This window comes from Jannaschia sp. R86511 (assembly GCF_042466345.1).
Taxonomy (GTDB): Bacteria; Actinomycetota; Actinomycetes; order Actinomycetales; family JBBAYJ01; genus Aquipuribacter.
Map to the genome: position 1 here is coordinate 787,424 of NZ_JAXHCD010000001.1, position 24,766 is coordinate 812,189.

19 protein-coding genes, 3 tRNA genes, 1 pseudogene and 1 riboswitch are annotated in these 24,766 nt (G+C 73.5%); of the genes and pseudogenes, 9 read left to right on the plus strand and 14 right to left on the minus strand.

From position 1 onward, the window contains the following. Positions 1–165: 165 nt before the first annotated feature. The 3 genes from SJY06_RS03910 to mobF form a co-directional block, all read right to left on the minus strand. A complete protein-coding gene (locus tag SJY06_RS03910; protein ID WP_380164834.1) occupies positions 166–2,814 on the minus strand; it encodes a DEAD/DEAH box helicase family protein in 2,649 nt (882 codons plus the stop codon). Continuing rightward, positions 2,780–3,334 carry a hypothetical protein gene (locus SJY06_RS03915; protein ID WP_380164836.1) on the minus strand — a complete coding sequence of 185 codons (555 nt, stop codon included), beginning with the start codon at positions 3,332–3,334 and terminating at the stop codon, positions 2,780–2,782. Before SJY06_RS03915 ends, SJY06_RS03910 begins: the two co-directional genes overlap by 35 nt. A gap of 85 nt (positions 3,335–3,419) precedes the next feature. After that, the gene (gene mobF, locus SJY06_RS03920; protein ID WP_380164838.1) at positions 3,420–9,785 is read right to left on the minus strand and encodes a MobF family relaxase; all 6,366 of its coding nucleotides are present in this window, start codon (positions 9,783–9,785) and stop codon (positions 3,420–3,422) included. A gap of 660 nt (positions 9,786–10,445) precedes the next feature. Here mobF and SJY06_RS03925 point away from each other — a divergent pair. From SJY06_RS03925 to SJY06_RS03935, 3 genes are read left to right on the plus strand one after another with little or no spacing between them, the layout of a single operon-like run. Then, positions 10,446–10,646, plus strand: a complete 201-nt coding sequence (locus tag SJY06_RS03925; RefSeq protein ID WP_380164840.1) for a helix-turn-helix domain-containing protein — start codon at positions 10,446–10,448, stop codon at positions 10,644–10,646. Beyond that, complete coding sequence (xerC, locus tag SJY06_RS03930) at positions 10,647–11,468, plus strand: tyrosine recombinase XerC (protein WP_380164842.1); 822 nt, start codon at positions 10,647–10,649, stop codon at positions 11,466–11,468. Continuing rightward, entirely contained in the window at positions 11,431–11,775 is a 345-nt protein-coding gene (locus SJY06_RS03935) for a tyrosine-type recombinase/integrase (RefSeq protein ID WP_380169668.1), read from the plus strand. Before xerC ends, SJY06_RS03935 begins: the two co-directional genes overlap by 38 nt. A 56-nt stretch (positions 11,776–11,831) precedes the next feature. Here the strand turns inward: SJY06_RS03935 and SJY06_RS03940 are convergent, their stop codons facing one another. The 10 genes from SJY06_RS03940 to SJY06_RS03985 form a co-directional block, all read right to left on the minus strand. Further along, positions 11,832–12,182 (minus strand): ADP-ribosylation/crystallin J1, encoded by a 351-nt coding sequence (locus SJY06_RS03940; protein ID WP_380164844.1) that lies wholly within the window; start codon positions 12,180–12,182, stop codon positions 11,832–11,834. Positions 12,183–12,321: 139 nt separating this feature from the next. Then, positions 12,322–12,394: transfer RNA gene (locus SJY06_RS03945), tRNA-Phe, on the minus strand. Positions 12,395–12,420: 26 nt separating this feature from the next. After that, a tRNA-Asp gene (locus tag SJY06_RS03950) sits at positions 12,421–12,494 on the minus strand. A gap of 24 nt (positions 12,495–12,518) precedes the next feature. Further along, positions 12,519–12,591: transfer RNA gene (locus tag SJY06_RS03955), tRNA-Glu, on the minus strand. Positions 12,592–12,697: 106 nt separating this feature from the next. Continuing rightward, entirely contained in the window at positions 12,698–13,339 is a 642-nt protein-coding gene (locus SJY06_RS03960; protein WP_380164846.1) for a response regulator, read from the minus strand. After that, complete coding sequence (locus SJY06_RS03965) at positions 13,330–14,598, minus strand: sensor histidine kinase (RefSeq protein WP_380164848.1); 1,269 nt, start codon at positions 14,596–14,598, stop codon at positions 13,330–13,332. The genes SJY06_RS03960 and SJY06_RS03965 overlap by 10 nt, the downstream gene beginning before the upstream one ends. A gap of 113 nt (positions 14,599–14,711) precedes the next feature. Next, the gene (locus SJY06_RS03970; protein WP_380164850.1) at positions 14,712–15,068 is read right to left on the minus strand and encodes a metallopeptidase family protein; all 357 of its coding nucleotides are present in this window, start codon (positions 15,066–15,068) and stop codon (positions 14,712–14,714) included. Beyond that, positions 15,065–15,697, minus strand: a complete 633-nt coding sequence (locus tag SJY06_RS03975; RefSeq protein ID WP_380164852.1) for an antibiotic biosynthesis monooxygenase — start codon at positions 15,695–15,697, stop codon at positions 15,065–15,067. The genes SJY06_RS03970 and SJY06_RS03975 overlap by 4 nt, the downstream gene beginning before the upstream one ends. A gap of 57 nt (positions 15,698–15,754) precedes the next feature. Next, a complete protein-coding gene (locus tag SJY06_RS03980; RefSeq protein WP_380164854.1) occupies positions 15,755–16,291 on the minus strand; it encodes a nucleoside deaminase in 537 nt (178 codons plus the stop codon). A 178-nt stretch (positions 16,292–16,469) separates the two neighbouring features. Further along, positions 16,470–17,783 carry a M14 family zinc carboxypeptidase gene (locus SJY06_RS03985; RefSeq protein WP_380164856.1) on the minus strand — a complete coding sequence of 438 codons (1,314 nt, stop codon included), beginning with the start codon at positions 17,781–17,783 and terminating at the stop codon, positions 16,470–16,472. A gap of 273 nt (positions 17,784–18,056) precedes the next feature. Here SJY06_RS03985 and SJY06_RS03990 point away from each other — a divergent pair, with 273 nt between their 5' ends. The 6 genes from SJY06_RS03990 (at position 18,057) to SJY06_RS04015 (ending at position 24,162) form a co-directional block, all read left to right on the plus strand. Continuing rightward, a complete protein-coding gene (locus SJY06_RS03990) occupies positions 18,057–18,305 on the plus strand; it encodes a metal-sensitive transcriptional regulator (RefSeq protein WP_380169669.1) in 249 nt (82 codons plus the stop codon). A 46-nt stretch (positions 18,306–18,351) separates the two neighbouring features. Continuing rightward, complete coding sequence (locus tag SJY06_RS03995) at positions 18,352–18,570, plus strand: heavy-metal-associated domain-containing protein (RefSeq protein WP_380164858.1); 219 nt, start codon at positions 18,352–18,354, stop codon at positions 18,568–18,570. Next, a complete protein-coding gene (locus SJY06_RS04000; RefSeq protein WP_380164860.1) occupies positions 18,570–20,891 on the plus strand; it encodes a heavy metal translocating P-type ATPase in 2,322 nt (773 codons plus the stop codon). Before SJY06_RS03995 ends, SJY06_RS04000 begins: the two co-directional genes overlap by 1 nt. After that, a riboswitch (TPP riboswitch) is annotated at positions 20,859–20,963 on the plus strand. It overlaps the preceding gene by 33 nt. A gap of 54 nt (positions 20,964–21,017) precedes the next feature. Next, positions 21,018–21,857 (plus strand): ECF transporter S component, encoded by an 840-nt coding sequence (locus tag SJY06_RS04005; protein ID WP_380164862.1) that lies wholly within the window; start codon positions 21,018–21,020, stop codon positions 21,855–21,857. Then, positions 21,779–23,350: an ABC transporter ATP-binding protein gene (locus SJY06_RS04010; RefSeq protein ID WP_380164864.1), complete on the plus strand. Its 1,572-nt coding sequence runs from the start codon at positions 21,779–21,781 to the stop codon at positions 23,348–23,350. The genes SJY06_RS04005 and SJY06_RS04010 overlap by 79 nt, the downstream gene beginning before the upstream one ends. Then, positions 23,347–24,162: an energy-coupling factor transporter transmembrane component T family protein gene (locus tag SJY06_RS04015; RefSeq protein ID WP_380164866.1), complete on the plus strand. Its 816-nt coding sequence runs from the start codon at positions 23,347–23,349 to the stop codon at positions 24,160–24,162. Before SJY06_RS04010 ends, SJY06_RS04015 begins: the two co-directional genes overlap by 4 nt. A gap of 73 nt (positions 24,163–24,235) precedes the next feature. Here SJY06_RS04015 and SJY06_RS04020 read toward each other — a convergent pair. Beyond that, positions 24,236–24,742, minus strand: a pseudogene (locus SJY06_RS04020) (HDOD domain-containing protein); the annotation flags it as partial. Positions 24,743–24,766: the final 24 nt, after the last annotated feature.

Genomic DNA, 24,766 nt, shown 5'->3' on the forward strand with positions numbered 1-24,766 from the left:
GCGAGTCGGGTGATGAGGCCGGGCGGCGTCGCGGGCAACGAGTGAGGCAAGGAGGAGTGCCTCGTTCATTACGTGTGGTGCGCGGGCGGTTTTTGGGGACCAGTCACGCACCGGTGGCCAGGTGGTCCCGCGTTTCCGAGTGTGAGGGGCCCATTAGTCGCGGAGCTAGGTGAGCGAGGCCTGGGGCTGCTGCAGGGGCCAAGGATCACTGCCTGGGGTGAGGGTGGCCAGGGCGCGCGCTTGACCGCGACGAGGCGAGTGGCGTGAGCGCGGGCGGCTGCGGCGACGGGGGTCGGTGCCGAGACGGGCCGCGTCTTTACTGACCGTGAGGTAGGTGAGGGTCAGGCGGGTGGGGTAGCGGGGCGGGCGGGTCGGGTAACGGGGGACGGTGCGGGCCCGGTCGACGGCCCTTTGCTGGCTTCCGACGGCTGGGCTTGGGGAGTTCGAGCCTAGGGTGGCGTAGGCGGGGAGGCGCTTGCGGTGCATGCGTTCAAGTACGGGGATGCGGTGATCGACGTAGTCGTGGAGCACGACGTGGTGCTTGCCCTCGTGGCTGCGTAGTAGTCGGCCGACGTACTGCACGACGCGGCCCTTGAACGCCAGGGGGAACGCGAGGAAGAGAGTGTCGAGTTCAGGCCAGTCGAAGCCCTCTCCGAGGTAGGAGCCGGTGGCGATGAGCACGATGCCGTTGTCGGGCTCACGGGCGGCGAGGGCGGCGGTGACGGCTTCGCGGGCGCGTCTGCCGAGTCCGCCTCGCAGCACGAGCGCATCCTGGCCGAGGGTCGCGAGGCCGGTTCGGATGGCTTCGATGTGGTCGGTTCGTTGGGTGAGCACGAGGCAGGTCCTCCCCGACGAGCATGCGTCGTGTACGTCGGCGCAGATCTGGGCGGTTCGCGTCGCGTCGTCGCTGATGACGCGGAAGACGTCCTGGATGTGACTGGTGTCCTCGCCGGTCATGTCAGAGCTGGTGTGGTGGGCCACGAGCTCACGTCGCATGAGCTCGGTCCCTTCGACCGTCGCCGGCTTGATCTCGTGGCGGGTGGGCCCGCACTGGAACGCGATGAGTGCTTCCAGTTTGTCGCGCCGGTAGGGGGTGGCGGTGAGGCCGAGCCAGCGGCGGGTCCGTGCGGCCCGCATGCAGGTCGTGAAGGAGGCGGCGGGAAGGTGATGGCACTCATCGACCACGACGAGCCCGTAGCGGTCGAAGAAGGACGGGTTATCGCGGCGAGCGAGGCTCTGGATCATCGCGACGTCGATCACTCCGGTCGCCTGGTCCCGGCCGCCTCCGATCTGACCGACGTCTGAGGCATCGAGGCCGAGGTGGTCGTGCAGGCGGGACCGCCACTGTTCGAGCAGCTCTTTGCGGTCCACGACCACGAGCGTCGGGGTACGGCGGTGGGCGATCACGGCGCAGGCCATGACGGTCTTGCCGGCCCCAGGGGGCGCGACGAGGACCCCGAGCTCGTGCTCGATGACGTCTGCGACCGCGACCGCCTGCTGGGCCCGCAGCTCACCCCGGAAGGCGAAGGCCGCGATGGGAGGTTCCGGGCGGTCGTCGATGACGGCGAGGCTGCTGCCGATGCTGGCGAACAGGTCGCGGACACTGTCGATCAGCCCTCGGGGCAGGTGGAGCCATTGCAGGTCCTCGCGGTAGGCGCTGATGAACCGCGGGGTGTCCCAGGTGGAGAACCGCAGGCGCTGCTTCTCGAAGTACTCAGGGTTGGGGATCGACCCCGCGTGCTTCAGGGCCGCCACCACCGCGGGCGGAAGGCCCGCTCTTTCGATGGACAGCTCTGCACCGAGTCGGGCTCGGACCACCGGCGGAGCAGGTGGTCCGCCTGCCCGGCCCAGGTCCGTTAGAGGCAGCGTGGGCCCGGTGTCGACGGGACGCAGCGTCTCGGCCACGGACTCCACGGCCTGCGGGCTCATGCGCGTGACCGAGGAGAGGAACGCCCACTGGTCGGGCCACGGCTGCATCGTCGTGGGGTCGACGAAGAGCGTGGTGCCCTTGCGGATGGAACCTCCCTGCAGCGGCAGTGCGATCAGGTTCCCGAACCCGGCCTTGGGCATGAAGTCCTGGGACGGGAAGAAGCGGTCGTAGCTGGAGAGATCCAGTTCGGCCCGGGCCGTCATGGCTTCTCGCAGCAGTGCGGCACCCATCGCCCGCGCGGAGGACGCGGGCACCGGTTGTGCGAAGAAGACCCACACGTGCGCTCCGTCACCGGAGCGGGATCGCTCGAGTGCGGCGGGCACTGCGTTGCGGTGGCACGCATCCAGGTACGCCAGCGCGTCCAACGCCCAGGTGCCCTTGTCGAAGTCGCACACCAGCAGCGCGCAGGCGTCCTCGTGCAGCAGCGGGTAGATCCCGACCGTCTCCACCCCGCGGAGATGGGCCACGAACACCTCATCGGTCAAGGGCAGGTAGTTCCGGGGCGGGCGACCGTTCGCCCAACGGTCCTTCGACGCCGGCGACCACCCGCTCTTGCCGCTGGACGCGCTCTGCCACCGTGTGGCGTACACGTCCGAGCGGGCGCCGAACAGCGACCGCCACAGCGCGAGCTTGTCCGCCGGTGTCGATGACGAGTCCACACGTCGCGGCTCGTCTGGCGCGGTACGCAGTATCGGCGCGCCGGCCTGGGAGTGGCCGTTCTCGGCCCGGTTCTGCAGCCCGAGCAGCCCGCGAAGCCGGTCGTTCTCCGCGCGTAGCGCCTTCACCTCTGCGAGCAGCCCCTCGTGCCCACCGCCTTCGTACGGAACGTTGTTCATCGGTGGGCGTCCGTCACAGCCGATCGGCCCAGCTGGGCCAGTGCTCACCAGGCGCATCGTCCGGGATGACCACCCTGAGCGTGGCGCTCAGGTGCAGGACGCTCGCAGCCAGCTCAGGAGCAGCGTCCTCACCGGCGTAGCCCGGCACCGTGCCCACCTCCGGATCGCGGACGCGGTGAAGCCCAGCAACGATCCCGACCGTGATGTGTGACGCGGCCCCTTTGACGTTCAGGCAAGCAAGTCGCTCGAGGTCCGCTCGGAACTGCTCGCGGGTTTCCTCGAGCAGTTCCCCCGCCGCTTCCGTCTCGTGGACGTAGCCGCGACCGTGGACTCGACCCGCCCTTACGGCGAGAGCCTCCACGGGGATCCTGGCCAGAGCCGCCTCCACCTCGGCTGCGACCTGCTCGACCGACGTCGTTGACAGCAGAGCCTGTGCCATCCGCTCGGCCTCGTCCTGCAGTTCGGGGTGCGCTTCCAGCAGAACGCCCAGGACCTCATTACGCTCCATCACGGTCAACGACGCAAGGACGGGGGAGTCGTCCGCCTGGGTTCCGGTCTCTGGATTCATCGGAAGAATCTTAAGTGAACGAGGCCTCTACTGACTGTGATAGAGCGCGGTGGTTCCGCCGCCCGCCGGAGCGCGGCGGCACTGTCTATCGGGGCCCAGTGGCGCCGCGGTCTTCCCGGGAGACGACGACCGTGTCGCGGCGCGCAGGCACGGTGGCGGGTGCCCCGGTGCGGGGGACTACCTGGGGCGGATTGTCGGCGCCGTTCCACCGCCCGGGGGCGAGCGACCGCGCGGTGTCGAGCAACTGGGCGGTGTTGAGGAGTCGGTATCGGAGGTCTCGGGCGGCGTCGTCGCTGAGGGGGGTGGTGCGGACCAGGGCGCGTGCGGTGGCCGCGACATCGAGGTGGGGGCCGTCGAGCTGGTCCATCACCTCGGCCAGGGCGGGCCAGTCGTCCTGATGGACGAGGCGCGGATCGATCGCTCGGGCAACCGGCTGCCAGCGTCGAGCGCTCGTTCCCGGCCCGGGCCGAGTTGCGGACTGCTCGCGTTGTGCGGCGTGCTGCAGACGTTCGCGCACCGTCCGGAGGTCCCCCACCGCGGTCTCGGTGGCTCGGCGGGGGTCGGTGGTCCAGGCCCGCACTGCGGACAGCAGCCGTCGGTCGATGGCGGGCCGGGGCTGAGCGGTCCGCCGGGTCAGCACGTTGGCGGCTGCGGCCCAATGCTGGGATGGCCGGGCGGCGACAACGGCGACGGCGGCGTCGACGGCCTGCCGCGGGGGGAGATGGGCGAGGCGCTCCTCGACGAGGGTGTCGGCAAGGGGACGTGCACCCTGCAGTGCGTGCTGCAACCGGCGGCCGCCGTCGGCGGCGTAGAGGTCGGCGGGGTCGGCGCCCGGGGGGAGGGCGGCCAGGGCAGGGTCCATGCCGTGCAGGGAGAGGGTCCAGTAGGCGCGTTGCGCGGCGAGGCGGCCGGCGAGGTCCGCGTCGGTCGCCACGGCCGGGTCCACGCCGGTGCGGTGATGGTGCTGGGCGAGCTGGGTGGCCTGCTGGTCGGACAGCGCGGTACCGAGGGGGGCCACACCGACGTGACGGCCACTGCTGGCGAGGCTGACGGCGATGGCGTCCATCGGTCCCTCGACGAGCACCGGGATCGCTCCCCGGTCAAGCAGGGTCGGGTCCGGGACGTACAGCTGGGCGCTCTTGCTGTAGGCGACGGTGGTCGCGGTGTTCAGGTACTTCGGGCCGTGCTGACGATCGTGCTGTCCGCGCTTGGGAGCGTGCTGCCGTTCGGGCTGATCGTCTGATTCGGGGTGGTCGGTGAGGTCGGGGTGTCGGCGTCCGACGAACGCGAGGACGCGTCCGTCGTGGGTCAGGGGGAGGATGGCGCGGTCGCGGAAACGGTCGATGAGGCGTCCGGTGCTGGCGGTGGTCGCGACGCCGGCGGCGAGCATCTCCTCCTCGCCGACACCGGCGTGGCGCAGGTGCCGGACGAGGCCGGTCCACCCGGCAGGCGCGTAGCCCGGGCGGATGGTCGGGTGTCCGGTCAGGTCCTGGTCGAAGCGGCGCTGCAGGTAGGTCTGGGCCCAGGAGCCGGGGAACGCCCGTTGGAAGTAGGCGAGGGCCAGCTGGTTGATGTCGGTCACTCGTTCGGGGGTGACGGGGGAGGTCTCGATGTCGTAGGCGCGCTGCAGCGCGCGTTCGGTGTCCATCGCGCTGGGTTCTGGGGCCCCGATCACTCGTCGCAGCTGGGCCTGGACGGCGAGGTCGGCCGTGACCGTGTCGGGCGCGTCGTCGGCCAGATTGCGGGACGGGTATGGCTGCGCGGCGGCTGCGTCGTCGGTCGCACCGTGGGTCGCAGTGTTAAAAGTCGGAGTGGTGGGGGCGGGGGCCGCGATGATGAGGTGGCGGGTGTCCGGTTCGGCGCCGTCCCACAGGTCGGCTGGTGCGGGGTCTTCCAGGGCGTCGTGGTCGACGTCGGCGGGGGTGGGGTCGGTGAGCACCGACGCCCGCCACACCATGGCCAGGCACTCATCCTCGTCGGGCCCGGCGTCACCGTCATCGCTGCCACCACCAGTTGGCGCCGCTGGGGCGGTGTCGGCGGCGGTCTGAGTCCGGAGGGGAGGGGGTGCCGCGGCGGACAGGAGGGCGTGCGGGTGCCAGCCGCGGCCCACGCCGTGGTCGATGACGGTCACCAGGGCGGGCCACCAGCGGCTGGCCATGACGGTCTGAGCACGGTCGTCGCCGAGAACCTCCTGAAGGTGGGCGGTCCAGGCGGCGGGGAGCGGGTTGCCGTGGCCGTTCCGGGTGCTGTGGCCGGTGAGGGTGGTGGCGACGGCGGGGGAGACGTGGCGGCTGATGCGCCACCACAGGGCGGCCGCGCCGTGATCGTCCGGGAGTGGTCCTGTAGTGGCGGCCTGGGTGAGGTGGGTGCGGGCGTCGACGCCGGCCCGGGACAGCGCTGCCAGGCGGTCGGCGAGGACGGGAGCGAACGGGTCGTGCCGGAGGGCGGGGGACAGGTGGTGCAGCAGAGGCCCCCACTCCGCCACGGCGGGCGTCCGGTCCCCTGCGACGTGCTGGTCGAGGGTGCGTTGCCACGTGTGGGCGGCCTTCTGCAGCTGGGGGGCGCCGGTGGGGCGTCGGTCGGTCGGGGCCACGTTCATGGCGGCCCGCCACACCTGCACCTCGGCCACCACCCGCGTGGGGGGACGTCGTTCCCCCGTGTTCAGCCAGGCCGGGAGGGGGGAACCTTCCCCCGGAACCGGGGGAACGTTCGCGGCCGCCCCGTCGACCGACCCAGCCGCCCCTTCGACGGCCCGGTCGTCTGGGTTTTCGTCGATGGTCTGGTGGCGGACGCGATCGGCGAGGTGGTGGACGAGGTCGGCGCGACCGGTGAGGTACTCACCCCAGGTGGGGTCCTCGGCCAGGGCGGCGGGGACCGCTGGCAGCCACGGCAGGGGCCCGCGTCCGGCCCGGCGGAGGGCCGTGTCGTCCAGGCGCCAGTCCAGGACCGCCGCGACGTCCCGTGCGTCGGTCAACTCACTGGCCGCGGCGGCCTTCTCGAGTTCGTCGATGGGATTGGTGCTGGCGGCGGCGAGCAGCAGCAGGTGCGCCCGCAGCGTGGGCCACGCGGGCGACTGCGACAGCAAAGCGGCGTCCGGCCCGGCCAGCCCGGCGACCACCTGGTCCGCCGCGCTCTCGAGGAGAGCGACGGTGTCGGGTCCGAGGTGGTCTTCGGCGGCGACGTGCAGGGCGTCGACGTACCGCGCGGCGGCGTCACCAAGTCGCAGGGCGGGGTCGTTCTGTTCGCGGGCTGCCGTGGTGGCGGAGGTGGGGGTGTCGTCGCGGGCGAGGATCGCCTCGAGGTGGTCGGTGGCGGTGAGGGGATGGATCAGGTCGGGGCGGATCACCGAGTGGGGGTCCCCGTCGCCGACCACCTCGATGTAGACGTGGTTCGCGAGGCGGCCGCGGGTGAGCATCGTGTACAGCTGCTGCCGCGACAGACCCCCCGCCCCCTGACCCTGCAGTCCGCCGGCGAGGCCGTGCATGGTGTCGACGGAGACGCCCTGGGCGCTGTGGACGGTGGTGGCGTACCCGAGCTCGGTCGAGGCCTGCACGTACGCCGCGGGGAGGACGACGGTGCGTCCGGTGCGGGTGTGGCGGGCGCTCACCGACCCGCCGTCATGGACCCGGGTGAGGATCCAGCGGTCGCCGTTCTTCACCCAGTCCGTCGACGTTGTCCGGAGCGTCCGGTCGTTGGTCCGGGTGATGAGCAGGTCCCCGGCGCTGGCCTCGTTCCCGTCGGCCAACCGCACCACCTCACTGCTCGCGGTCGAGGGGGACTGGCCCCGTGACGCCGGCGCAGTGGGGGTGGTGGCGAGGCGGTGGGCGCGGGCGCGTTGGTTGAGGTCGCTGACGAGGTCGTGGGTGGGAGCCAGCATGATCGAGTCCAGACCGTTGCTGCGGTCGGTGAGCCAGGCGTCGAACACCTCGTCGGTCAGGGTGGTGAGGTCGCCGACGTGGACGCGGTCGTGGTCGAGGTAGAACCCGAGCGCCTCGGGTCGCCCCTCCCGCAACGCCAGCGTCACGGCCCCCTCGGCGGGATCGCGGAAGCGGAGGAGCTCGCTCAGATGGACCGCGCCGTGCGTCGCCTGGATGTCACGCAGGACCCCGCCGGCGCCGATGGCCGCGAGCTGCTGGTCGTCCCCGACCAGCCGGACACTTCCCCCACGGCCGACGACGAAGTTCACGGCCGCGTCCAGGGAGAGGGTGTCGGCCATCCCGGCCTCGTCGATCACCACCAGCGTGGTGGCGTCGATCTGCGCCGCCCACGACGGCAGCTCCCCGTGCGTGAGCGACCACGTCAGCTTCGCCAACGTCTCCGTCTGCACGCCCCCAGCACCACCGGGCTCGTCCCAGCTCCTGTCTGCGATCCCGCTCGCACTGTGGCTGGGGGTGCCGATGTGGTCCCGGAGGGCGGCTGCGGCGGCTGCGGAGGGGGCGAGACCGACGACGGTGCCCCCGCCGTTGGTCCAGGCCGCGGCGAGGGCGGACATGGCGGTGGTTTTCCCGGCTCCGGCCGGCGCGATCGCCAGCTGCAGGCGGGCTCCGGAGGTCGCCATCCGGCGCACCAGCGCGACCTGACCCGCGTTCAGGTCGGTGCCGTTCGCGGTCGCCTCCAGCAACGCCATCTCGACCGCCTGCCCATCGACCACCCGCCCGCCTCGCCGTCCCGCCACGTCCACGAGCCGCTGCTCGGCCGCGAGGACGGAGGCGGAGGTGAACAGGTCAGCCCCGGCGACCTGGTAGACGCTGCTGCCGTCGCGCCGCCGCAGCTGAGCGGGCTCCCGCACCTCGCGCCCGCGGGCATCCCGCTCGCCCGGGGTGAGGGCGACCGAGTGCCGCTGCAGGACCTTGTCGACGAGCGCGTCCACGGCCTGCTGGGTGTCGAGGCGACCGCCTGCGGTGCCGCGGACCTGACGTTGCGCTTCGGCTCGGACGTGCCAGACCTGCCACGTCGAGCGCCGCGCCTGCAACGCTGCCACGGCCCGGGCCGCTGCGACGTCCAGCCAGGCGCCATCGACACCCGGCGCGTGCTCCTGCTGCCGGGGGCGACGGCCGGTAAGCAGGACGCCGCGCAGCATCTGCTGGACCGGTTGCGGGCCACCGAGGACGTGCTCGGCCTGGGCCCGCCAGGTCGCGCGTTGCTCGGCCAGGGTGCGGGGCTCGTGCTTCGCGGCCCGTGTCTCCAAGTTGGCCTGCTGCGCCAGGTGCAGCGTCTCCACCGGCGTCGGCGGCCGGCCGTGGTCACGCTGGAACGTGGCGGCGAGCTCACCGCGGCGGACCTCGATGTCCGCCCGCCGCACCGACCACGCCCGCAGCAGTGCCACTGGCAGGCCCACGATCTCCCGGACGGGCCGCTTCCGGTCCTCAGCTCGCGTCTCACCCTCACGGGCCGCGAACTCCAGTCCCAGGTCGTCCCGGAGTCGGGTCTCCAGGGCCGTGTTGTACGTCTCCGACGCGGCGACGACGGCCTTGAACAGGACCCGCCCGTCGATCGACAACCACCGCCCGGCCCCGCCCACAGGGCTGCCGAGGCTGTCGGACGGGCTGTGGGTCGCGCTGTGGGTCGTGCTGTCGGTGGGGGTGGTGGGGAGGGTCTGGACCTTGTTGGCGATGGCGACGTGGGTGTGCAGGTCCGGGTCCCCAGCCCGGCTGTCCCGGTGCGTGAACGCGGTCCCCACCAGGCCGGTGACGTCGACCTGCCGCACCCCACCCCTACCCGTGCGCGTGTACAGGGCGTGGGTCTCGATGAACCGCAACGCGTCGCCCACCGCGTCCTGGTGAGCCCTCTCGATGCGGGCCGCGATGTCGGGTGGGGCGATCGCCCAGAGGGCGCTGACGGACTTCACGGGGGAGAACGTCAGGTCGTACCCGGCCACCGCCGTCGTCTTCGGCCGGGACTGCCGCGCAATCGCTGCGGCCAGCTCACGGGCGTCACGCGGGACGCGGCCGTGCTCGGCGAAGAAGACCTCCCGCGCCACCTCCGTCCGGACCCGCGCCCGGTCCTCTGCCGGGACGGGCCAGTCCGACGGGAGGCAGGCGTCGGAGTTGACGGCAGCAATACGTCGGGCGACCTCCATGCGGAACGGGCTGACGTCTCCGTCGTAGACGTAGAACGGCGCCCCCAGGCGCGTGACGGCGTGCCGGTCTCTGGCGGTGAGTACGCGAGGGCTGTCGCGGTGCTCGTCCTCGAGGACGGCGATGCGCTCCGCGGCCAAGGGGTGGTGCCCGGACCCGAACAGGGCGTGCATCTGCTGCGAAGTGACCGGGTCCCCGGCGGCGAGGCCCTCGATCCCAGCCAGGCCGGACCCGACCCACTGCCCAGGTGCCTCGCCGCGTTCGGTGTAGTAGCTCGCCAGGCCGGTGTGGCCCTTCTCCGTGGCGTCCAGCGCAGCGACCTGCCGGGTCAGGTAGTCATACCCCGACCCCGCCGTCAGCTTGTGGACGCTCATCACACCCCAACAAGGGCGACCCCGACCACCCTCAGGGTCACCGTCGGGCTACGTACCCCCCCGATGGTGCAAGAGGTGTGTGGCAGATGATCTTGAACGGCCTGGAGGGGGGACGTTGTTCTCCACGTGCCGCTGCAGTTGAGAGCCGGATGGGCCGTGAGTCCGATCACGGCTATCCCCCACCAGGTAGCGCGTGGCCTGACTGTGCCCCTTAGCCACGTCGACCTGACGACTTAGCCCTGAGCAATCGGGTCAAGGGTCGGCCGCCCGCCAGCGTTGAGTCCGCTAGCTGCCAGAAGATCCTTCCGGGGTGGTCGGCGGGACGTCCGGCTGGCGACGACAGGCCTGGCTGACGGCGGCCGAGGCTCGGCGCGGTGGCGTTCTGGTCGCCGGTGTCTCACCGGTTCTGCGGCTGATGGTGGACTTTCCTGCCCAGGGGTGACCACCGGGAGGTTCTCTTCGCCCTTGTAGAAGTGTGAGGCCGTCTGAGGCGAGATGCGCGGTCCCCGGAGGAGGCAGCCATGCGCACCGTCGGCTGGCGTGCAGAGGACCTCGTGGCCGCGGATCGGTGTTCACAGGGCCTGTGTCACAGATGCCACCTGTGGACGACCCGCGCAAGCAGCTGGCCCAGCGGTCAGGCTCGACGGGAGGTGAAAGGACATGGGGACACGTGAGGAGCTGAGCCCGCTGCTGCTGACGCCGGAGGAAGTCGCGGACGTTCTAAGGGTGGGCCGGTCGCGCGTTTACGACCTTATGCGGTCGCACCGGTTGGTGTCGGTGAAGATCGGCGGGTCGCGCAGGGTGCCGATCGCCGCGGTGCGGAAGTTCGTTGACGAGCTCGTCGAGCACGAGGTGGCCTGAATGGGGCGCCGCGGCAACGCCGAGGGGAGCGTCTGGCGCCGGGCCGATGGTCGGTGGTCGGGCTCCTACTTCGTGCCGCAGCCCGGTGGTGGGCGGGTACGACGCTACGTGTACGGAGCGACGCGAGACGAAGTCCACAACAAGCTTGTCGCGCTGATGGCTCACGTTGCGCGGGGCCTGCCCGTGGCCGGCACGCAGGACACAGTGGCGTCGTACCTGCGCGTCTGGCTCGATGACGTCGCGGCGAAGCGGGTGAGGCCGAACACGCTGACGGGGTACCGGACGAACGTCGAGCGGCACATCGTTCCGGTGATCGGCTCGAAGAAGCTCGGCAAACTGTCGGCCCGCGATGTCCGTGCACTTCTGGACGCGTGCGAGGCGTCGGGCTTGAGCGCTCGGTCGTCTCGGTACGTGCACGCCACCCTACGTGCCGCATTGGAGGACGCCATTCGGGAGGACCTGGTGGCTCGCAACGTCGCGAAGCTCGTGAGGCTGTCAACGCCACCCCGCGCGGAGACTCGGATCTTGACTGTGGACGAGGGCAAGATCCTGCTGTCGTCGACGCGGGACGACCGGTTGCACGCGGCCCTGGTGCTGCTGCTCGTGTTGGGGCTACGTCGCTCCGAGGCGCTAGGGCTGCGCTGGTCGGACGTCGACTTCGACACAGGCGTGCTCCACGTGCGGCAGGGGTTGCACTGGTCGGAGGGGCGGCTGCAGTTCCTACCCCCCCAAGACGCGACGGTCGCGGCGGACGGTCCCGCTTCCGCGGCTGTGCGTCGAGGCGCTGGAGCGTCACCGGGACCCGCAAGCGCGGGAGGCTGAGTCGTCGCTGCATCCGTGGCCGCCGGTAGAGCTGGTCTTCACCACGGTGGTGGGGACGCCCGTCGACCCGAACAACTTCTCGCGCACGTTCGCCCGCTGGTGCCGCGCTGCCGAGGTGCCGACGGTCCGGCTGCACGACCTGCGGCACACCTGTGTCTCGATGCTGCTGACGCTAGGGGTCAACCCGCGGGTGGTAATGGAGATCGTCGGCCACGCGGCCTTGGAGATGACCATGAACGTCTACGCGCACGTAGCGGTGGAGGAGCAGCGTTCCGCTCTGGACAAGCTTGACGGGCTGTACCTCTGATGGTTGCGGACCCGCGCCGCGTGGCCGCCCTGGTGTGCTGGGATCCTGCTCGTCGCTCACGCAGCTGGATACGTCCGGGTCACTTCGATGAGACCGACGATGTTGTCGTTCAGCTCGTCCAGGTCCTCCGCAGGGATCCAGTACTCGAGGATGGTCCGTCCACCTGCCTGCTGGACCGGGTACCGGTCGAGGAAGTCGGCTCTGACGTCAAAGCGCGTGACGTAGCCGGCGCCCGAGGCGGGGACGTTCCAGTCTCGAGCGATCTTGATCGCGTACTCCTCGTTGAGCACCGGATAGAAGATGGGCTGCTCGGGGAGGCGGGGCGGCCAGCATCGCCACCCCGATGCCTCTACGAGCCCAAGCTCCTCAGGGCCGGTGGGCCGCCAGAGGGTGACGACGTCAGGCATCGGCTCAGGATGCCTCAACGGGTCCCCGCGCCACGGCTGTTCTCACTCGAACGCCTGGGCAGGAGGCGTTGCTGTCAGATTGTGCTGTCACCTAGTGCACCCTCACCGCCACTCGCGGTGTCCGTGCTGGTCAGGGGTGTGGCCAGAGGCGGGGTCGAACCGCCGACCTTCCGATTTTCAGTCGGACGCTCTACCAACTGAGCTATCTGGCCGTGGGCGGTGTTCGTACCCACCCGAGCGACCCCGACCGGGCTCGAACCGGCGACCTCCGCCGTGACAGGGCGGCGCGCTAACCAACTGCGCTACGGGGCCTTGCTGTGGTGCTGGTCGTACTCGTACCCCCAACGGGATTCGAACCCGTGCTACCGCCTTGAAAGGGCGGCGTCCTAGGCCGCTAGACGATAGGGGCGCGGGACGTTTCCGTCGTGAGCAGTTGGAGCATAGGCGCTGCGGGCCCCGTGCTCCAAACCGGTGCCCCCGCCCGGGTGAGGCGGGGCCCGGGGCGCCGGGGCCGCTCAGGTGCGCAGCCAGGCCAGCACGGCCAGCACCCGACGGGAGTCGGAGCCCGAGGGCGGCAGGTCGAGCTTGGTGAAGATCGAGCCCACGTGCTTCTCCACGGCGCCCTCGCCGACCACCAGGCGGGTCGCGATGGCGGGGTTGGAGCGGCCCTCCGCCATGAGTGCCAGCACCTCGCGCTCGCGGGGGGTGAGGCGCTCCAGCGGGTCCCGGCGGCGGCGGGCGAGCAGCTGGGCCACCACCTCCGGGTCCAGGACCGTGCCGCCCGAGGCGACCCGCTGCAGCGCGTCGGACAGCTGGTCCAGCCGCGCGACCCGGTCCTTGAGCAGGTAGCCGACGCCGCCCTCGCCCGAGGCGACGAGCTCCTCGGCGTAGGCCTGCTCGACGTACTGCGACAGCACGAGCACCGCGGTGCCGGGCACCTCGCGCCGCGCCTGCACGGCCGCCCGCAGACCGTCGTCGGTGAACGTCGGCGGCATCCGGACGTCGACCACGGCCACGTCGGGACGGTGCTGCACCACGGCCGTGACCAGCGACGGCGCGTCACCGACCGCGGCCACCACCTCGCAGCCGGCCTCCTGGAGCAGCCGCACCAGCCCCTCGCGCAGCAGCATGGAGTCCTCGGCCAGCACTACCCGCACGGCAGCACCGCCGTGACGCGGGTGGGGCCGCCGTCGGGGCTGTCGACCACCAGCCGGCCGTCGAGCCCGGCGACCCGGTCGGCCAGCCCGGCCAGGCCGTGGCCCTTGGCCGGGTGCGCGCCGCCGCGCCCGTCGTCGGACACCTCGACCACGACGCTCGCCGGTCCACCGGCGTCGGCCTCCCGGTGCACGGAGACCCGGCACGACCGGGCGGCGCTGTGCTTGGCCACGTTGGTCAACGCCTCGGCGACCACGAAGTAGGCGGCCTCCTCCACGGGCTCGGCCAATCGCTCGCCGTCCGGCAGGGCGACGTCCAGGACGACCTCGACCGTGCAGCGTCCCGCCAGCGAGGCCAGCGCCGCCGGCAGGCCGCGGTCGCTGAGGACGGGCGGCGCGATGCCCCGCGACAGCGCCCGCAGCTCCTGCAGCGCCTCGGTCACCTGCTGCTCGGCGTCCTCGACCAGGTCGTCGGCCTGCGCCGGGTCGTCGGCCAGGCGCCGGCGGACGGTGGCCAGGTCCATCTGCAGCCGCACCAGGCGCTGCTGCGGCCCGTCGTGCAGGTCCCGCTCGAGCCGGCGCAGCGTGCTGGTGCCGGCTTCGACGACGGCGGCCCGGCTCACCGTCAGAGCGTCGACCTCCTGGCGCAGCGACGCCAGCTGGGGGTTGGCCACGAGCAGCCGGGCCAGGCCCGCCTGCAGGGCGGCGCACCCCCGCAGCACGGGCACGAGCGTCACCGCGAACAGCAGGCCCGCGGCCAGGTTGAGGGCGGAGTCGGCCCAGGGCTGAGTCCAGCCGAGCAGGCGGGCCAGGCCCCCGTCGTCCCCGTCCTGCGGCAGGAACCCCTGCCACACCCAGTAGGTCAGCCCGCCCAGCGCGACGGCCCACCAGGTGGTGGCGACGACGAACGTGACGACGGCCACCGGCAGGACCACCAGGGCGTGCAGCACGTCGAGCCAGGACTGGGGATCGCGCAGCCGGGCCAGCAGGCCGCGCCAGCCGCCTGTGCCGGGGCGCCGGTGACCGGGCGGGGGCAGCGGCCGGTCGTCGAGCAGTCGCAGCCGGCCCCGCTCGACGACGGCCAGGCCCCGGGCCAGCAGCAGGGTGCCCACGGCCAGCGGGATGCCGAGCAGGGTCACCAGCAGCCCCAGCGAGGCGGCGAGGCCCGTGACGACGAGGGAGAAGGACAGCACCGCCAGGGGCAGGCCGAGCAGGACGTACAGGGTGTCGCGGCCGAGCCGGCGCAGCGGGGAAGTGGTCATGTCGACGAGCCTGTCCGCAGGAGGGGGGTGCCGTCGGGCCTGTGCACCCACGTCCGGAGGATAGGGCGTACCCCCGGACGCACGCCGTGGTCGCGGTCGTCCCTGGGGGCGGCTCAGCCCCAGCCGAGCTCGTGCAGCCGGTCGTCCTCGATGCCGAAGTGGTGGGCGATCTCGTGCACGACGGTGACGAGCACCTCCTCGACGACCTCGTCCCGGGACGTGCACATGTCGAGCAGGGGGCCCCGGAAGATGGAGATCCGGTCGGGCAGGACGCCGGCGTACCAGCCGTCCCGCTCGGTCAGCGGGGTGCCCTCGTACAGCCCGAGCAGGTCCTGCGGCTCGTGCTCGGGCGGGCGCTCCTCGACCAGCACGACGACGTTGTCCATCAGGTCGGCCAGCTCGGGCGGCACCTGGTCGAGGGCGTCGGAGACCGCGGCCTCGAACTCCTCCAGGCTCAGGTCGACGCTCACCGGCGCCCCCCGGGGGCCCGGCGGCCGGACGACGGCCGGCGGCGCCACGGCGCCCGACGGCCCTCCAGCCACCACTGCAGCCGCCGGGTGACGAAGGGCAGCACCAGGTAGGTCATCACCGGGATCAGGACCGCGGTCAGCGCCAGGACCCGCAGCACCAGCGGCCAGCCCCCGACCAGGGGCAGCAGCAGGGCCTGGGCCAGCAGGTTGGTGGGCAGGAACGCGACGAAGATGACGACGGCCTGCTTCCAGCGGGGCGGGCCGTTCGCCACGCCGTGGCTGACCACCCGGCCGCGGGGCTCGTCGAACCAGCCCTCGATGCCGGTGCGCTTCTCGACCCGGGTCTCCGAGACGATGCCGAGCGCCGAGGCGATCCACCACTCGCGCTCTCCCGAGGACTGCCACGCCGCCAGGGCCGCCTCGTCGGAGAATCGGTACAACATGTGCCAGTCGGTGCTGTCCGCGCCCGGTCGCACGTGCCCGGCGCCCAGGAAGCCGGGGAAGCCGGAGGCGAGGCGCTGGCCGGCCTGGACCCAGGCGGCCATCTCCGACTCGCGGCCGGGCAGCGCCCGGCGGGTGACGGTGACGGTGACCGACTCCGGCGCCGCGGTCGCGGGTTGCGTGCTCACGGGCTCAAGCGTGGCAGGCCCGGCGCGGGTCGACCGACCGGGCCCGGGCTACCGGCCTCAGTACTCGACCCGCCCGGCGGTCCGGGCCCATGCGTCGAACGGCGCGGTGCGCCCGGGCAGGCCGACGGCCCGCACCGGCACCGACCACCGCTCGCGCGGCTGGGCCAGGGCCTCGTAGAAGGCGAGGTCGTCGAAGCCGGCCGCGGCGGCGTCCTCGCGGGAGGCGGCGAACCACATCGAGTCCACCCGGGCCCACAGCCCGGCGGTCAGGCACATCGGGCACGGCTCGCAGCTGGCCAGCAGCACGCAGCCGGACAGGTCGAAGGTCCCCAGCGCCGTGCCGGCCGCCCGCAGCGCGACCACCTCGGCGTGCGCGGTGGGGTCGTTGCTGGACGTCACCTGGTTCGCGCCCTCCGCCACCGGGGTCAGCACGCCGTCGACCGGCCGGGCCACGACCGCGCCGAACGGCCCGCCGCCGCGAGCCACCGAGTCGACCCCGAGCTCGACGGCGCGGGCCAGCAGGGCGTGCGCGCCCGCCGGCGGGTCGACCGGCCCGGTCGCCGGCGTCGTCGTCAGGTACGGCTCGCTCGTCATGCCCTGACCGTAAACCCGGTCCGGGCGGCGCGTCGGCATGATCATCCGGCCGGGCCGGTCGACGTGAGGAGGCCCCCGGCCGCCGCCTGCTGAGGGCTGCGGCCGGGGGCCTCTGGTGCCGGGGCGGGCGGGGCCGCCTCGGCGTGGTGCGTGGTGCGTGGTGCGTGGTGCGTGGGTGTCAGCGGCAGGCCACCGGGGTCGCGTCGACGACGCTGTGGTTGGCCCGCGCGTCCAGCAGGAGCGGGATCACGGTCTTGGCGGGCTGGGCCATGGACACGACCCAGCCGTCGGCGGACTCCCGCACGGCGATGTCGTGCAGGGCCAGGGTCTGCTCCAGCTCGGCGTACTGGTCACCGGTCAGCAGGTAGGAGCAGGGCGGGTCGACCACGCGGGCGGGGTCCGGCTCGTCGTTGTCGGCCCCGTCGAAGTAGATGACGCCGGTACCGGAGCGGCCCTCGGCGGTGGCCCGGGCCTCGGCGGCGCGGGTCTGGGCGACGAGGCGCGCGCGCTGCTCCTGAAGCATGTCGAGCGTGCCCTCGATCCCCGCGACCTGGGAGTCGACGCGCCGGTTGTTGTTGGCGACCGCGCCGACGCCGTCGTAGTCGTTGACGAGCGACTCCACCAGCAGGCCGGCGGTGTGGCGCAGCCCGGTCTGGTTGCGCAGGATGCGCTCGTCCTGGTCGCCGGCGACCTGGCGGACGGGCTCACCGGTCTCGGGGTCGTTGTAGATGCCGTACTCGCCGGTCGTGAACCCCGCCTCGACGACGGCCGTGTCGACGTAGTCCAGGGTCAGGGAGCGGGCCAGGCCGTAGACGTTGTCGTCGACGTTGAGGTTGCGCGGCCACAGGTGGATGAAGTCACGGTTATAGAACGTCCGGTTGCCGCCGTACTCGTGGGCGTCGTGGATGATCTCCGGGTCGTAGTCCCGCGTCAGCTCGGCGATCAGGCGCCCCTCGACCGTCTCCAGGGCGATGTGGTCGCGGTTGATGTCGATGCCGTCGGAGTTGCCCCGCGTGTTGGCCGCCCGACCGTCGGGGTTGGCCGTCGGGACGAACATGACGGTCGACCGGCCGAGCATGCGGAGGTCCGTCGGGTCGGTGGAGAAGGCCAGGTCGCGGATGGACCTCAGGCAGCCCTCGCGTCCGGCGGGCTCGTTGCCGTGCTGCGAGCAGAGGAAGAGGGCGCTGGCCCCCTTCTCGACCTGCACCACGGAGCGCTCGGTCCCGTCGGTGATCGTGACGAGGTGCAGCGGCCGGCCCTCGGCGGTGGTGGCGACCTGCTCGAGCTCGACGCGGTCGCTGAGCGCGGCCACCTCCTCGAGGAACTCGTACTCCTGCTCCAGCGTGGTCCACTCCGCGCCGCCGCTGTCCTCGAACGCGGTGGTCGGGGGGACGACGTCCTGGGCGGCGGCGGGGGCGCTCGTGGCGGCCAGCGAGAGCGGGAGGGCGACGGCGAGCGCGAGACCGGCCGTCAAGGCGGTGGGGCGTCTCATGGGGCTCCTTCGATGGGTGGGGAAGGGGACGAGTACGACCCAACCGGGCGTTCCGGTGGGAGTCAAGGGTGGGGTGACATCCGAGGACACGGCTGGTCTCGGGATGGTCACGACCCGCTCGATGGATACCCCCTGGGGGTAGGGGTATGGTGTAGTGTGACGAACCAGCAGCCCGCCGACCTGACGCCGGACCTGACGACGGACCACGACCCGGACCAGGTGGCTCCGCCCGCCGGCCCGCCGGCCTACGTGGTCAGCGGCGACAAGGCCAAGGTGCTGCAGCGGCTGCGCCGCATCGAGGGCCAGGTCAGGGGCCTGCAGCGGATGGTCGACGAGGACACCTACTGCATCGACGTGCTGACCCAGGTGTCGGCGACCACGGCCGCGCTGCGCTCGGTCGCGCTGCAGCTGCTGGACGAGCACCTGCAGCACTGCGTCAAGCACGCGGTCGAGGACCACGACCAGGCCGACGCCCGGATCGCCGAGGCGTCTGCGGCCGTGGCCCGCCTCGTCCGCTCCTGACCACCAGCACCCACCGCCAGCACCCACCAGCAGGAGGACCACCCGCATGAGCGCCACCACCACCATCGACGTCGTCGGCATGACCTGCGGGCACTGCGTGTCCGCCGTGACCGAGGAGCTGAGCGCCCTGCCGGGGGTCACCGACGTCAGCGTGGACCTCGTCGCCGGGGGCACGTCGCCCGTCACCGTCCGCAGCGAGCAGCCCCTGGACGACGCCGCGGTGGCGGCGGCCGTCGACGAGGCGGGCTACGAGCTGGTGCGCTGATGGCGGCCCCGCCCGAGGTCGGCGCCCCGCCGGTCGTGCTGGAGATCAGCGGCATGACCTGTGCGTCCTGCGCCATGCGGATCGAGAAGAAGCTCAACCGCATGCCGGGCGTGGAGGCGAGCGTCAACTACGCCACCGAGAAGGCCACCGTCCGCCTGCCCGACGGCACCGAGGTGGCCGAGGCGATCGCCACCGTCGAGCGCACCGGGTACGGCGCCGTGCTGCCCGCGCCGCCGCGGCCACCGGCCGACGGGGACGACGCGGCCGCACCGCCCGCGGCGGACGCGGAGACGACCTCGCTGCGCCAACGCGCGCTCGTCAGCTCGGCGCTGGCGCTGCCGACGCTGCTGCTGTCGATGGTCACGCCGCTGCAGTTCGACAACTGGCAGTGGCTCGTCCTGACCCTGGCCTCCCCGGTCGTGGTGTGGGGGGCCTGGCCGTTCCACCGCGCCGCGCTGGTCAACGCTCGCCACGGCGCCGCGACCATGGACACCCTGGTCAGCATCGGCGTCGTCGCGGCGTTCGCGCAGTCCGTCTACGCGCTGTTCTTCGGCATGGCGGGCATGCCCGGCATGACGATGGAGCTGCGCCTGGTGACCGAGCCCGGCGCCGGCGGCAACGAGATCTACCTCGAGGTGGCCGCGGTGGTCACCGCGGCCGTGCTGGTCGGGCGCTGGCTGGAGGCCCGGGCCAAGAACCGGTCCGGGGCGGCGCTGCGCGCCCTGCTCGACCTGGGCGCCAAGGACGTCGCCGTGCTGCCGGACGGGGCCGGCACGACGCGCGAGGAGCGGGTCGCCGTGGACCGGCTGCAGGTCGGGGACCTGTTCGTGGTCCGCCCGGGAGAGACCGTCGCCACCGACGGCGTCGTCGTGGACGGCCGCAGCGCCGTGGACGAGTCCGTGCTGACCGGGGAACCCGTGCCGGTCGAGGTCGGACCCGGTGACCCGGTGACCGGGGCCACGACGAGCACCGACGGCCGCCTGGTCGTGCGGGCTGTGCGGGTCGGGGCCGACACCCGGCTGGCGCAGATGGCCCGCCTGGTCGAGTCGGCCCAGTCCGGCAAGGCCGAGGTGCAGCGGCTGGCCGACCGGGTGTCGGCGGTGTTCGTGCCCGTCGTGCTGGTCGTGGCGCTGCTGACGCTGGTCGGCTGGCTGGTCTGGGGCGACGACCCGACCGCGGCGTTCACGGCCGCGGTCGCCGTGCTGGTCATCGCCTGCCCGTGCGCCCTCGGCCTGGCCACCCCCACGGCGCTGCTGGTGGGTACCGGCCGCGGCGCGCAGCTGGGTGTGCTCATCAAGGGCCCCGAGGTGCTGGAGTCCACCCGCCGCGTCGACACGGTGGTGCTCGACAAGACCGGCACCCTGACCACCGGGCGGATGCGGCTGCACGACGTCGTCCCCGGCCCCGGCGAGGACCGCGACGACGTGCTGCACCTGGCGGCCGCCCTCGAGCTGGGCAGCGAGCACCCCGTGGCCCGGGCCGTGGTGGCCGCGGCGCCGCGGCCGCTGCCCACCGTGAGCGGCTTCGCCTCGCGCCAGGGCCTCGGCGTGGCCGGGACCGTGGACGAGCGTGCCGTCGTCGTCGGCCGTCCCGGGTGGCTGGCGCAGGAGTGGTCGCAGCCCCTGGGGGCGGAGCTGGCGCAGGCGGCCGACACCGCCCAGGCCGAGGGCCGCACGGTCGTGGCGGTCGGCTGGGACGGCCGCGCCCGCGGTCTGCTGGTGCTCGGCGACACCGTCAAGGACACCGCCGCGCAGGCGGTCGCCGAGCTGCGCGGGCTGGGCCTGCGCCCCTACCTGCTGACCGGGGACAACCGGGCCGCGGCCCGGTCCGTGGCCGCCCAGGTGGGCATCGACCCCGACGACGTGCTGGCCGAGGTCATGCCCGAGGACAAGCTCGCCGAGGTCCGCCGGCTGCAGGCGCAGGGCCGGGTCGTGGCCATGGTCGGCGACGGCGTCAACGACGCGGCGGCGCTCGCCGCCGCCGACCTGGGCGTCGCGATGGGCACCGGCACGGACGTGGCGATCCAGGCCAGCGACATCACCCTGGTGCGCGACGACCTGCGCGCCGCCGTCGACGCCGTCCGGCTGTCGCGGGCCACGCTGCGCACCATCAAGGGCAACCTGTTCTGGGCCTTCGCCTACAACACCGCGGGGATCCCGCTCGCGGTGGCCGGCCTGCTCAACCCGCTGCTCGCGGGCGTCGCGATGGCGGCCAGCAGCGTGTTCGTGGTCAGCAACAGCCTGCGGCTGCGGCGGTTCTCCTCCGTCGCCGGGGCAGGCGTACAGTCCTCCCCACGACAGGGGAGCGCCGCCAGGCGCTGAGAGTGCGGGCGACCGCAGACCCTCGAACCTGATCCGGTTAGCACCGGCGGAGGTAGTCGAGTCTCGACCCGTCGACGGCACGGTGCGTCGACGGGTCCCCCTCCTGAGCGATTGGGAGGAGCACGGATGAGCAGCACGAAGGACGACAGGACGACGACCGGCCCGACGAGGACCGACCCGCCCGGCCCGACCACGGGCCGGGTGCCGCTGACCGCCCGGCAGCGCACGCTGCTCGTGGTCGGGGTGCTGGCCAGCCTGCTGGCGGGGGCCGCGGTGCTCGCGGTGGGACTGCCCGCCGACGTCATGGTGGGCGAGGACCCGCTGTCCACCCTGACCCTGCCCGCCGCGCTGGCGGTGACCCTGACCGGCGTCTGCGTGCTCGGCGCCGCCGTGGCCCGGTCGGCCTGGCGCGTGGTCGACATCGTGGTCGCGGCCGTGCTCGGCGTCGCCGGCGGCCTGGCGTTCGTGCTGTGGAACGTCGCGGTGTGGCCCGGCCTGAGCGGGGTCCTGCCGCCGCCGGTGAGCGCCCTGTTCGTCGGGGTGTGGCTGCTGCCCGGCGTTCTGGGCGGGCTGGTGGTGCGCCGGCCCGGGGCAGCCGTGTTCACCGAGCTGGTCGCGGCGTCGCTCAGCGCGATGATCGGCAACGAGTGGGGCTTCGCGACGGTCTGGTACGGCCTGCTGCAGGGCCTGGGCGCCGAGGTCGTGCTGGCGCTGTTCCTGTACCGCTGGTGGCGGCTGCCGGTCGCGCTGCTGGCCGGGGCGGGGACGGGTCTGGTCGGCGGCCTGCTCGACACCACCGTCTACTACCCGGAGCTGGTGCCGGGTGTGCAGCTGACCTACATCGCGTTCGCCGTGCTGTCCGGGGTGGTGATCGCCGGTCTCGGGTCGTGGGCGCTGACGCGCGCGCTGGCCCGGACGGGGGTGCTGGCGCCGTTGGCCTCGGGCCGGGACGGGCGACGGGTCTGAGCGGCGCCGACGGGTTCAGCGCCCGCGGCTGGGGCTGGCGGCACGGCACCCGCCACGCCTGGGCCGTCCGCGGTCTCGACCTGGACGTCGCCGCGGGCGAGCGGGTGCTGCTGCTGGGGCCCAGCGGGGCCGGCAAGTCGACCCTGCTGCAGGGCCTGGCTGGTCTGCTCGACCCCGGCAACGGCGACGAGGAGGGGCGGCTGGCCCTGGCCTGCGTCGAGGTGCGCGAGGCCCGGGCGACCGGGGTCCGGGCCGGCCGGGCCCGCACCGGCCTGCTGCTGCAGGACCCCCTGTCGCAGACGGTGCTCGCCCGCTGCGGCGACGACGTCGCCTTCGGGCTGGAGAACCACGGCGTGCCCCGCGAGCAGATCTGGGACCGGGTCGACTCGGCCCTGGCGGCCGTGGGCTTCCCCTACGGCCGGGACCACCCCACGTCCCGGCTGTCCGGCGGCGAGCGGCAGCGGCTGGCCCTGGCCGGCGTGCTCGCGCTGCGGCCCGGCCTGCTGCTGCTCGACGAGCCGACGGCCATGCTCGACCCGGCCGGTGCGGCCGGGCTGCGGGGCACCGTCGCGGACCTGCTGCAGGACACCGGCGCGGGCTGCGTGCTCGTCGAGCACCGGGTCGCCCCCTGGCTGGACGTCGTCGACCGCGTCGTCGTCCTGTCGCCCGGGGGCGGGGTGCGCGCCGACGGCGCGCCGGCGCAGGTGCTCGGTCGGCACGGGGCCGAGCTCGCCGCCGCCGGGGTGTGGGTCCCGAGCCACCCCCCGGCCGTGCCGCCGCGGCCGAGCGGGGCCGGTGGCGCGCCGCTGCTGCAGGCCGACGACCTGGCCGTCAGCCGTCCGGGGGCCGCCGGGCCGGCCGCCGAGCACGTCGACCTGGTGCTGCGGGCGGGCACCGGCACGGCGGTGCTCGGTCCCAACGGCTCGGGCAAGTCGACCCTGGCCCTGGCGCTGTCCGGCCTGGCCGCGCCCACCACCGGTCGCCTGCGCGCCCACGACGCGCTGGCTCGGGGGGCGGGCGCGTCACCGCACCGGTGGCGGCCGCGGGCCCTGGCCGCGCGCATCGGCACGGTGTTCCAGGAGCCGTCCCACCAGTTCGTCACCTCGACCGTGGCCGACGAGCTCGCGCTCGGCCCGCGGCTGCAGGGGGAGGACCCGGCGGTCACCGCGGCGCGCGTGAGCGGGCTGCTGGAGCGGCTCCGGCTGGCCCACCTGGCGCCCGCCAACCCGTTCACGCTGTCCGGCGGGGAGCAGCGGCGGCTGTCCGTGGCCACCGTCCTCGCCACGCGCCCCGGCCTGCTGGTCCTGGACGAGCCCACGTTCGGGCAGGACTCCCGCACCTGGTCCGAGCTGGTCGGCCTGCTCGCCGAGCTGCGTGACGAGGGCGTGGCCGTGTGCACGGTCACCCACGACGCCGACCTGGTCGCGGCGCTCGCCGACGACGTCGTCCGGCTGCCCGCCCGCACGCCCGTCGCCGGGGCCGGTGACCGGTGAACCTGCCCACGGACGTGCTGTCCGGTCCGACGGGGGTCGACACGTCCGCGCCGCTGGCCCGGGCCAACCCGACGGCCAAGCTGGCCGTGGCCGCCGTCGTGTCCGTCGCGCTGGTGCTCACCACCGACGTCGTGACCGCCGGCGTCGCACTGCTGCTGGTGCTGGCCTGCCTGCCGTGGTGCGGGCTCGGCCCACGCGAGCTGTGGCGGCGCGGCTGGGTGCTCCTCGTGGCGGCGGCTCCCACCGGGGTGTTCACGGCGCTGCTCGGGGTGGACTCCGGGGCGGTGCTGGTCCCGCTGGGCCCGCTGGACGTCACCGAGGGGTCCGCGCTCGCGGCGGTGGCCGTCGTGATGCGGATCCTCGCCATCGGCCTGCCGGGCGTGGTGCTGCTGGCCACGACCGACCCGACCGACCTGGCGGACTCCCTGGCCCAGGACCTGCGGCTGCCGCACCGGTTCGTGCTGTCGGCGCTGGCCGCGATGCGGCTGCTCGGGGTCCTGGCCGAGGAGTGGACGGCGCTCGGCCAGGCCCGACGCGCGCGCGGGCTCGGTGACGAGGGGCTCGTCGGGCGGCTGCGCGGGTTCGCCGGGCAGCTGTTCGCGCTGCTCGTGCTGGCCGTCCGCCGGGCCACGGTGCTGGCCACGGCGATGGAGGCGCGCGGCTTCGGCCTGGTGCGTGAGCGGACCTGGGCCCGGCCCAGCCGGTTCGGGCCCTGGGACGTGGCGGTCGTGCTGGGCGGGCTGCTGCTGGCCGGCACCGCGACCGCCGCGGGGGTCGCGGCCGGGACCTGGCAGCTGGTGCTGGCGGGCTGAGCAGCGGTCGGTCGGACGGTGACGGTGACGGTGACGGTGACGGTCGGTGACGGTGGCGGTCGGTCGGTGGCGGTCAGTCGGTGACGGCGCGGACCAGGTCGGCCGCCATGGCCGGCACCCTGCGGACCAGCGAGGCCACCTCGTCCGGGCCGATCCGGCCGCCGCTGATGTGCAGCACGTCCTGCGCCCGGCCGCCGGGGTCGGCGATCCGCTCGGCGACCTCGCAGGCCAGCAGCAGGCAGACCGCGGCCGTCTCGCCGTTCTCGGTCGGCCGGCTGGCGGGCCAGCGCTCGACCACCCGCAGCGTGGCGGCCATGTCCACCGGGAAGTGCCAGGCCTGCAGGGCGGCGGCGGAGACCGCCACGTGCGACGCGCCGTACCGGCGTCGCTCGGCCGCCAGCAGCGCCTCGCGGTCGACCGCCGTGGCGACCAGCTCGGCGTACTCCTCCTGGTCGGCGTGGTGCAGCAGCGCCTGGCCGATCCCGACCAGCAGGCCCAGGCAGAAGGCGTCGGGGGCGTTGAGGCGAAGCGGCCGCGCCAGCTCGGCCGCGGCCACGGCCGTGCACGCGCTGCGGTGCCAGAAACCCGGGCGGCACGGAGTCGT

Coding starts and splice junctions, on each gene's coding strand:
- xerC (WP_380164842.1), top strand. CDS start 10,647: ATGGGGCGCCGCGGCAACGCCGAGGGGAGCGTCTGGCGCCGGGCCGAT.
- SJY06_RS04000 (WP_380164860.1), top strand. CDS start 18,570: ATGGCGGCCCCGCCCGAGGTCGGCGCCCCGCCGGTCGTGCTGGAGATC.
- SJY06_RS03995 (WP_380164858.1), top strand. CDS start 18,352: ATGAGCGCCACCACCACCATCGACGTCGTCGGCATGACCTGCGGGCAC.
- SJY06_RS04005 (WP_380164862.1), top strand. CDS start 21,018: ATGAGCAGCACGAAGGACGACAGGACGACGACCGGCCCGACGAGGACC.
- SJY06_RS03915 (WP_380164836.1), bottom strand. CDS start 3,334: ATGAATCCAGAGACCGGAACCCAGGCGGACGACTCCCCCGTCCTTGCG.
- SJY06_RS03925 (WP_380164840.1), top strand. CDS start 10,446: ATGGGGACACGTGAGGAGCTGAGCCCGCTGCTGCTGACGCCGGAGGAA.
- SJY06_RS03985 (WP_380164856.1), bottom strand. CDS start 17,783: ATGAGACGCCCCACCGCCTTGACGGCCGGTCTCGCGCTCGCCGTCGCC.
- SJY06_RS03965 (WP_380164848.1), bottom strand. CDS start 14,598: ATGACCACTTCCCCGCTGCGCCGGCTCGGCCGCGACACCCTGTACGTC.
- SJY06_RS03980 (WP_380164854.1), bottom strand. CDS start 16,291: ATGACGAGCGAGCCGTACCTGACGACGACGCCGGCGACCGGGCCGGTC.
- SJY06_RS03940 (WP_380164844.1), bottom strand. CDS start 12,182: ATGCCTGACGTCGTCACCCTCTGGCGGCCCACCGGCCCTGAGGAGCTT.
- mobF (WP_380164838.1), bottom strand. CDS start 9,785: ATGAGCGTCCACAAGCTGACGGCGGGGTCGGGGTATGACTACCTGACC.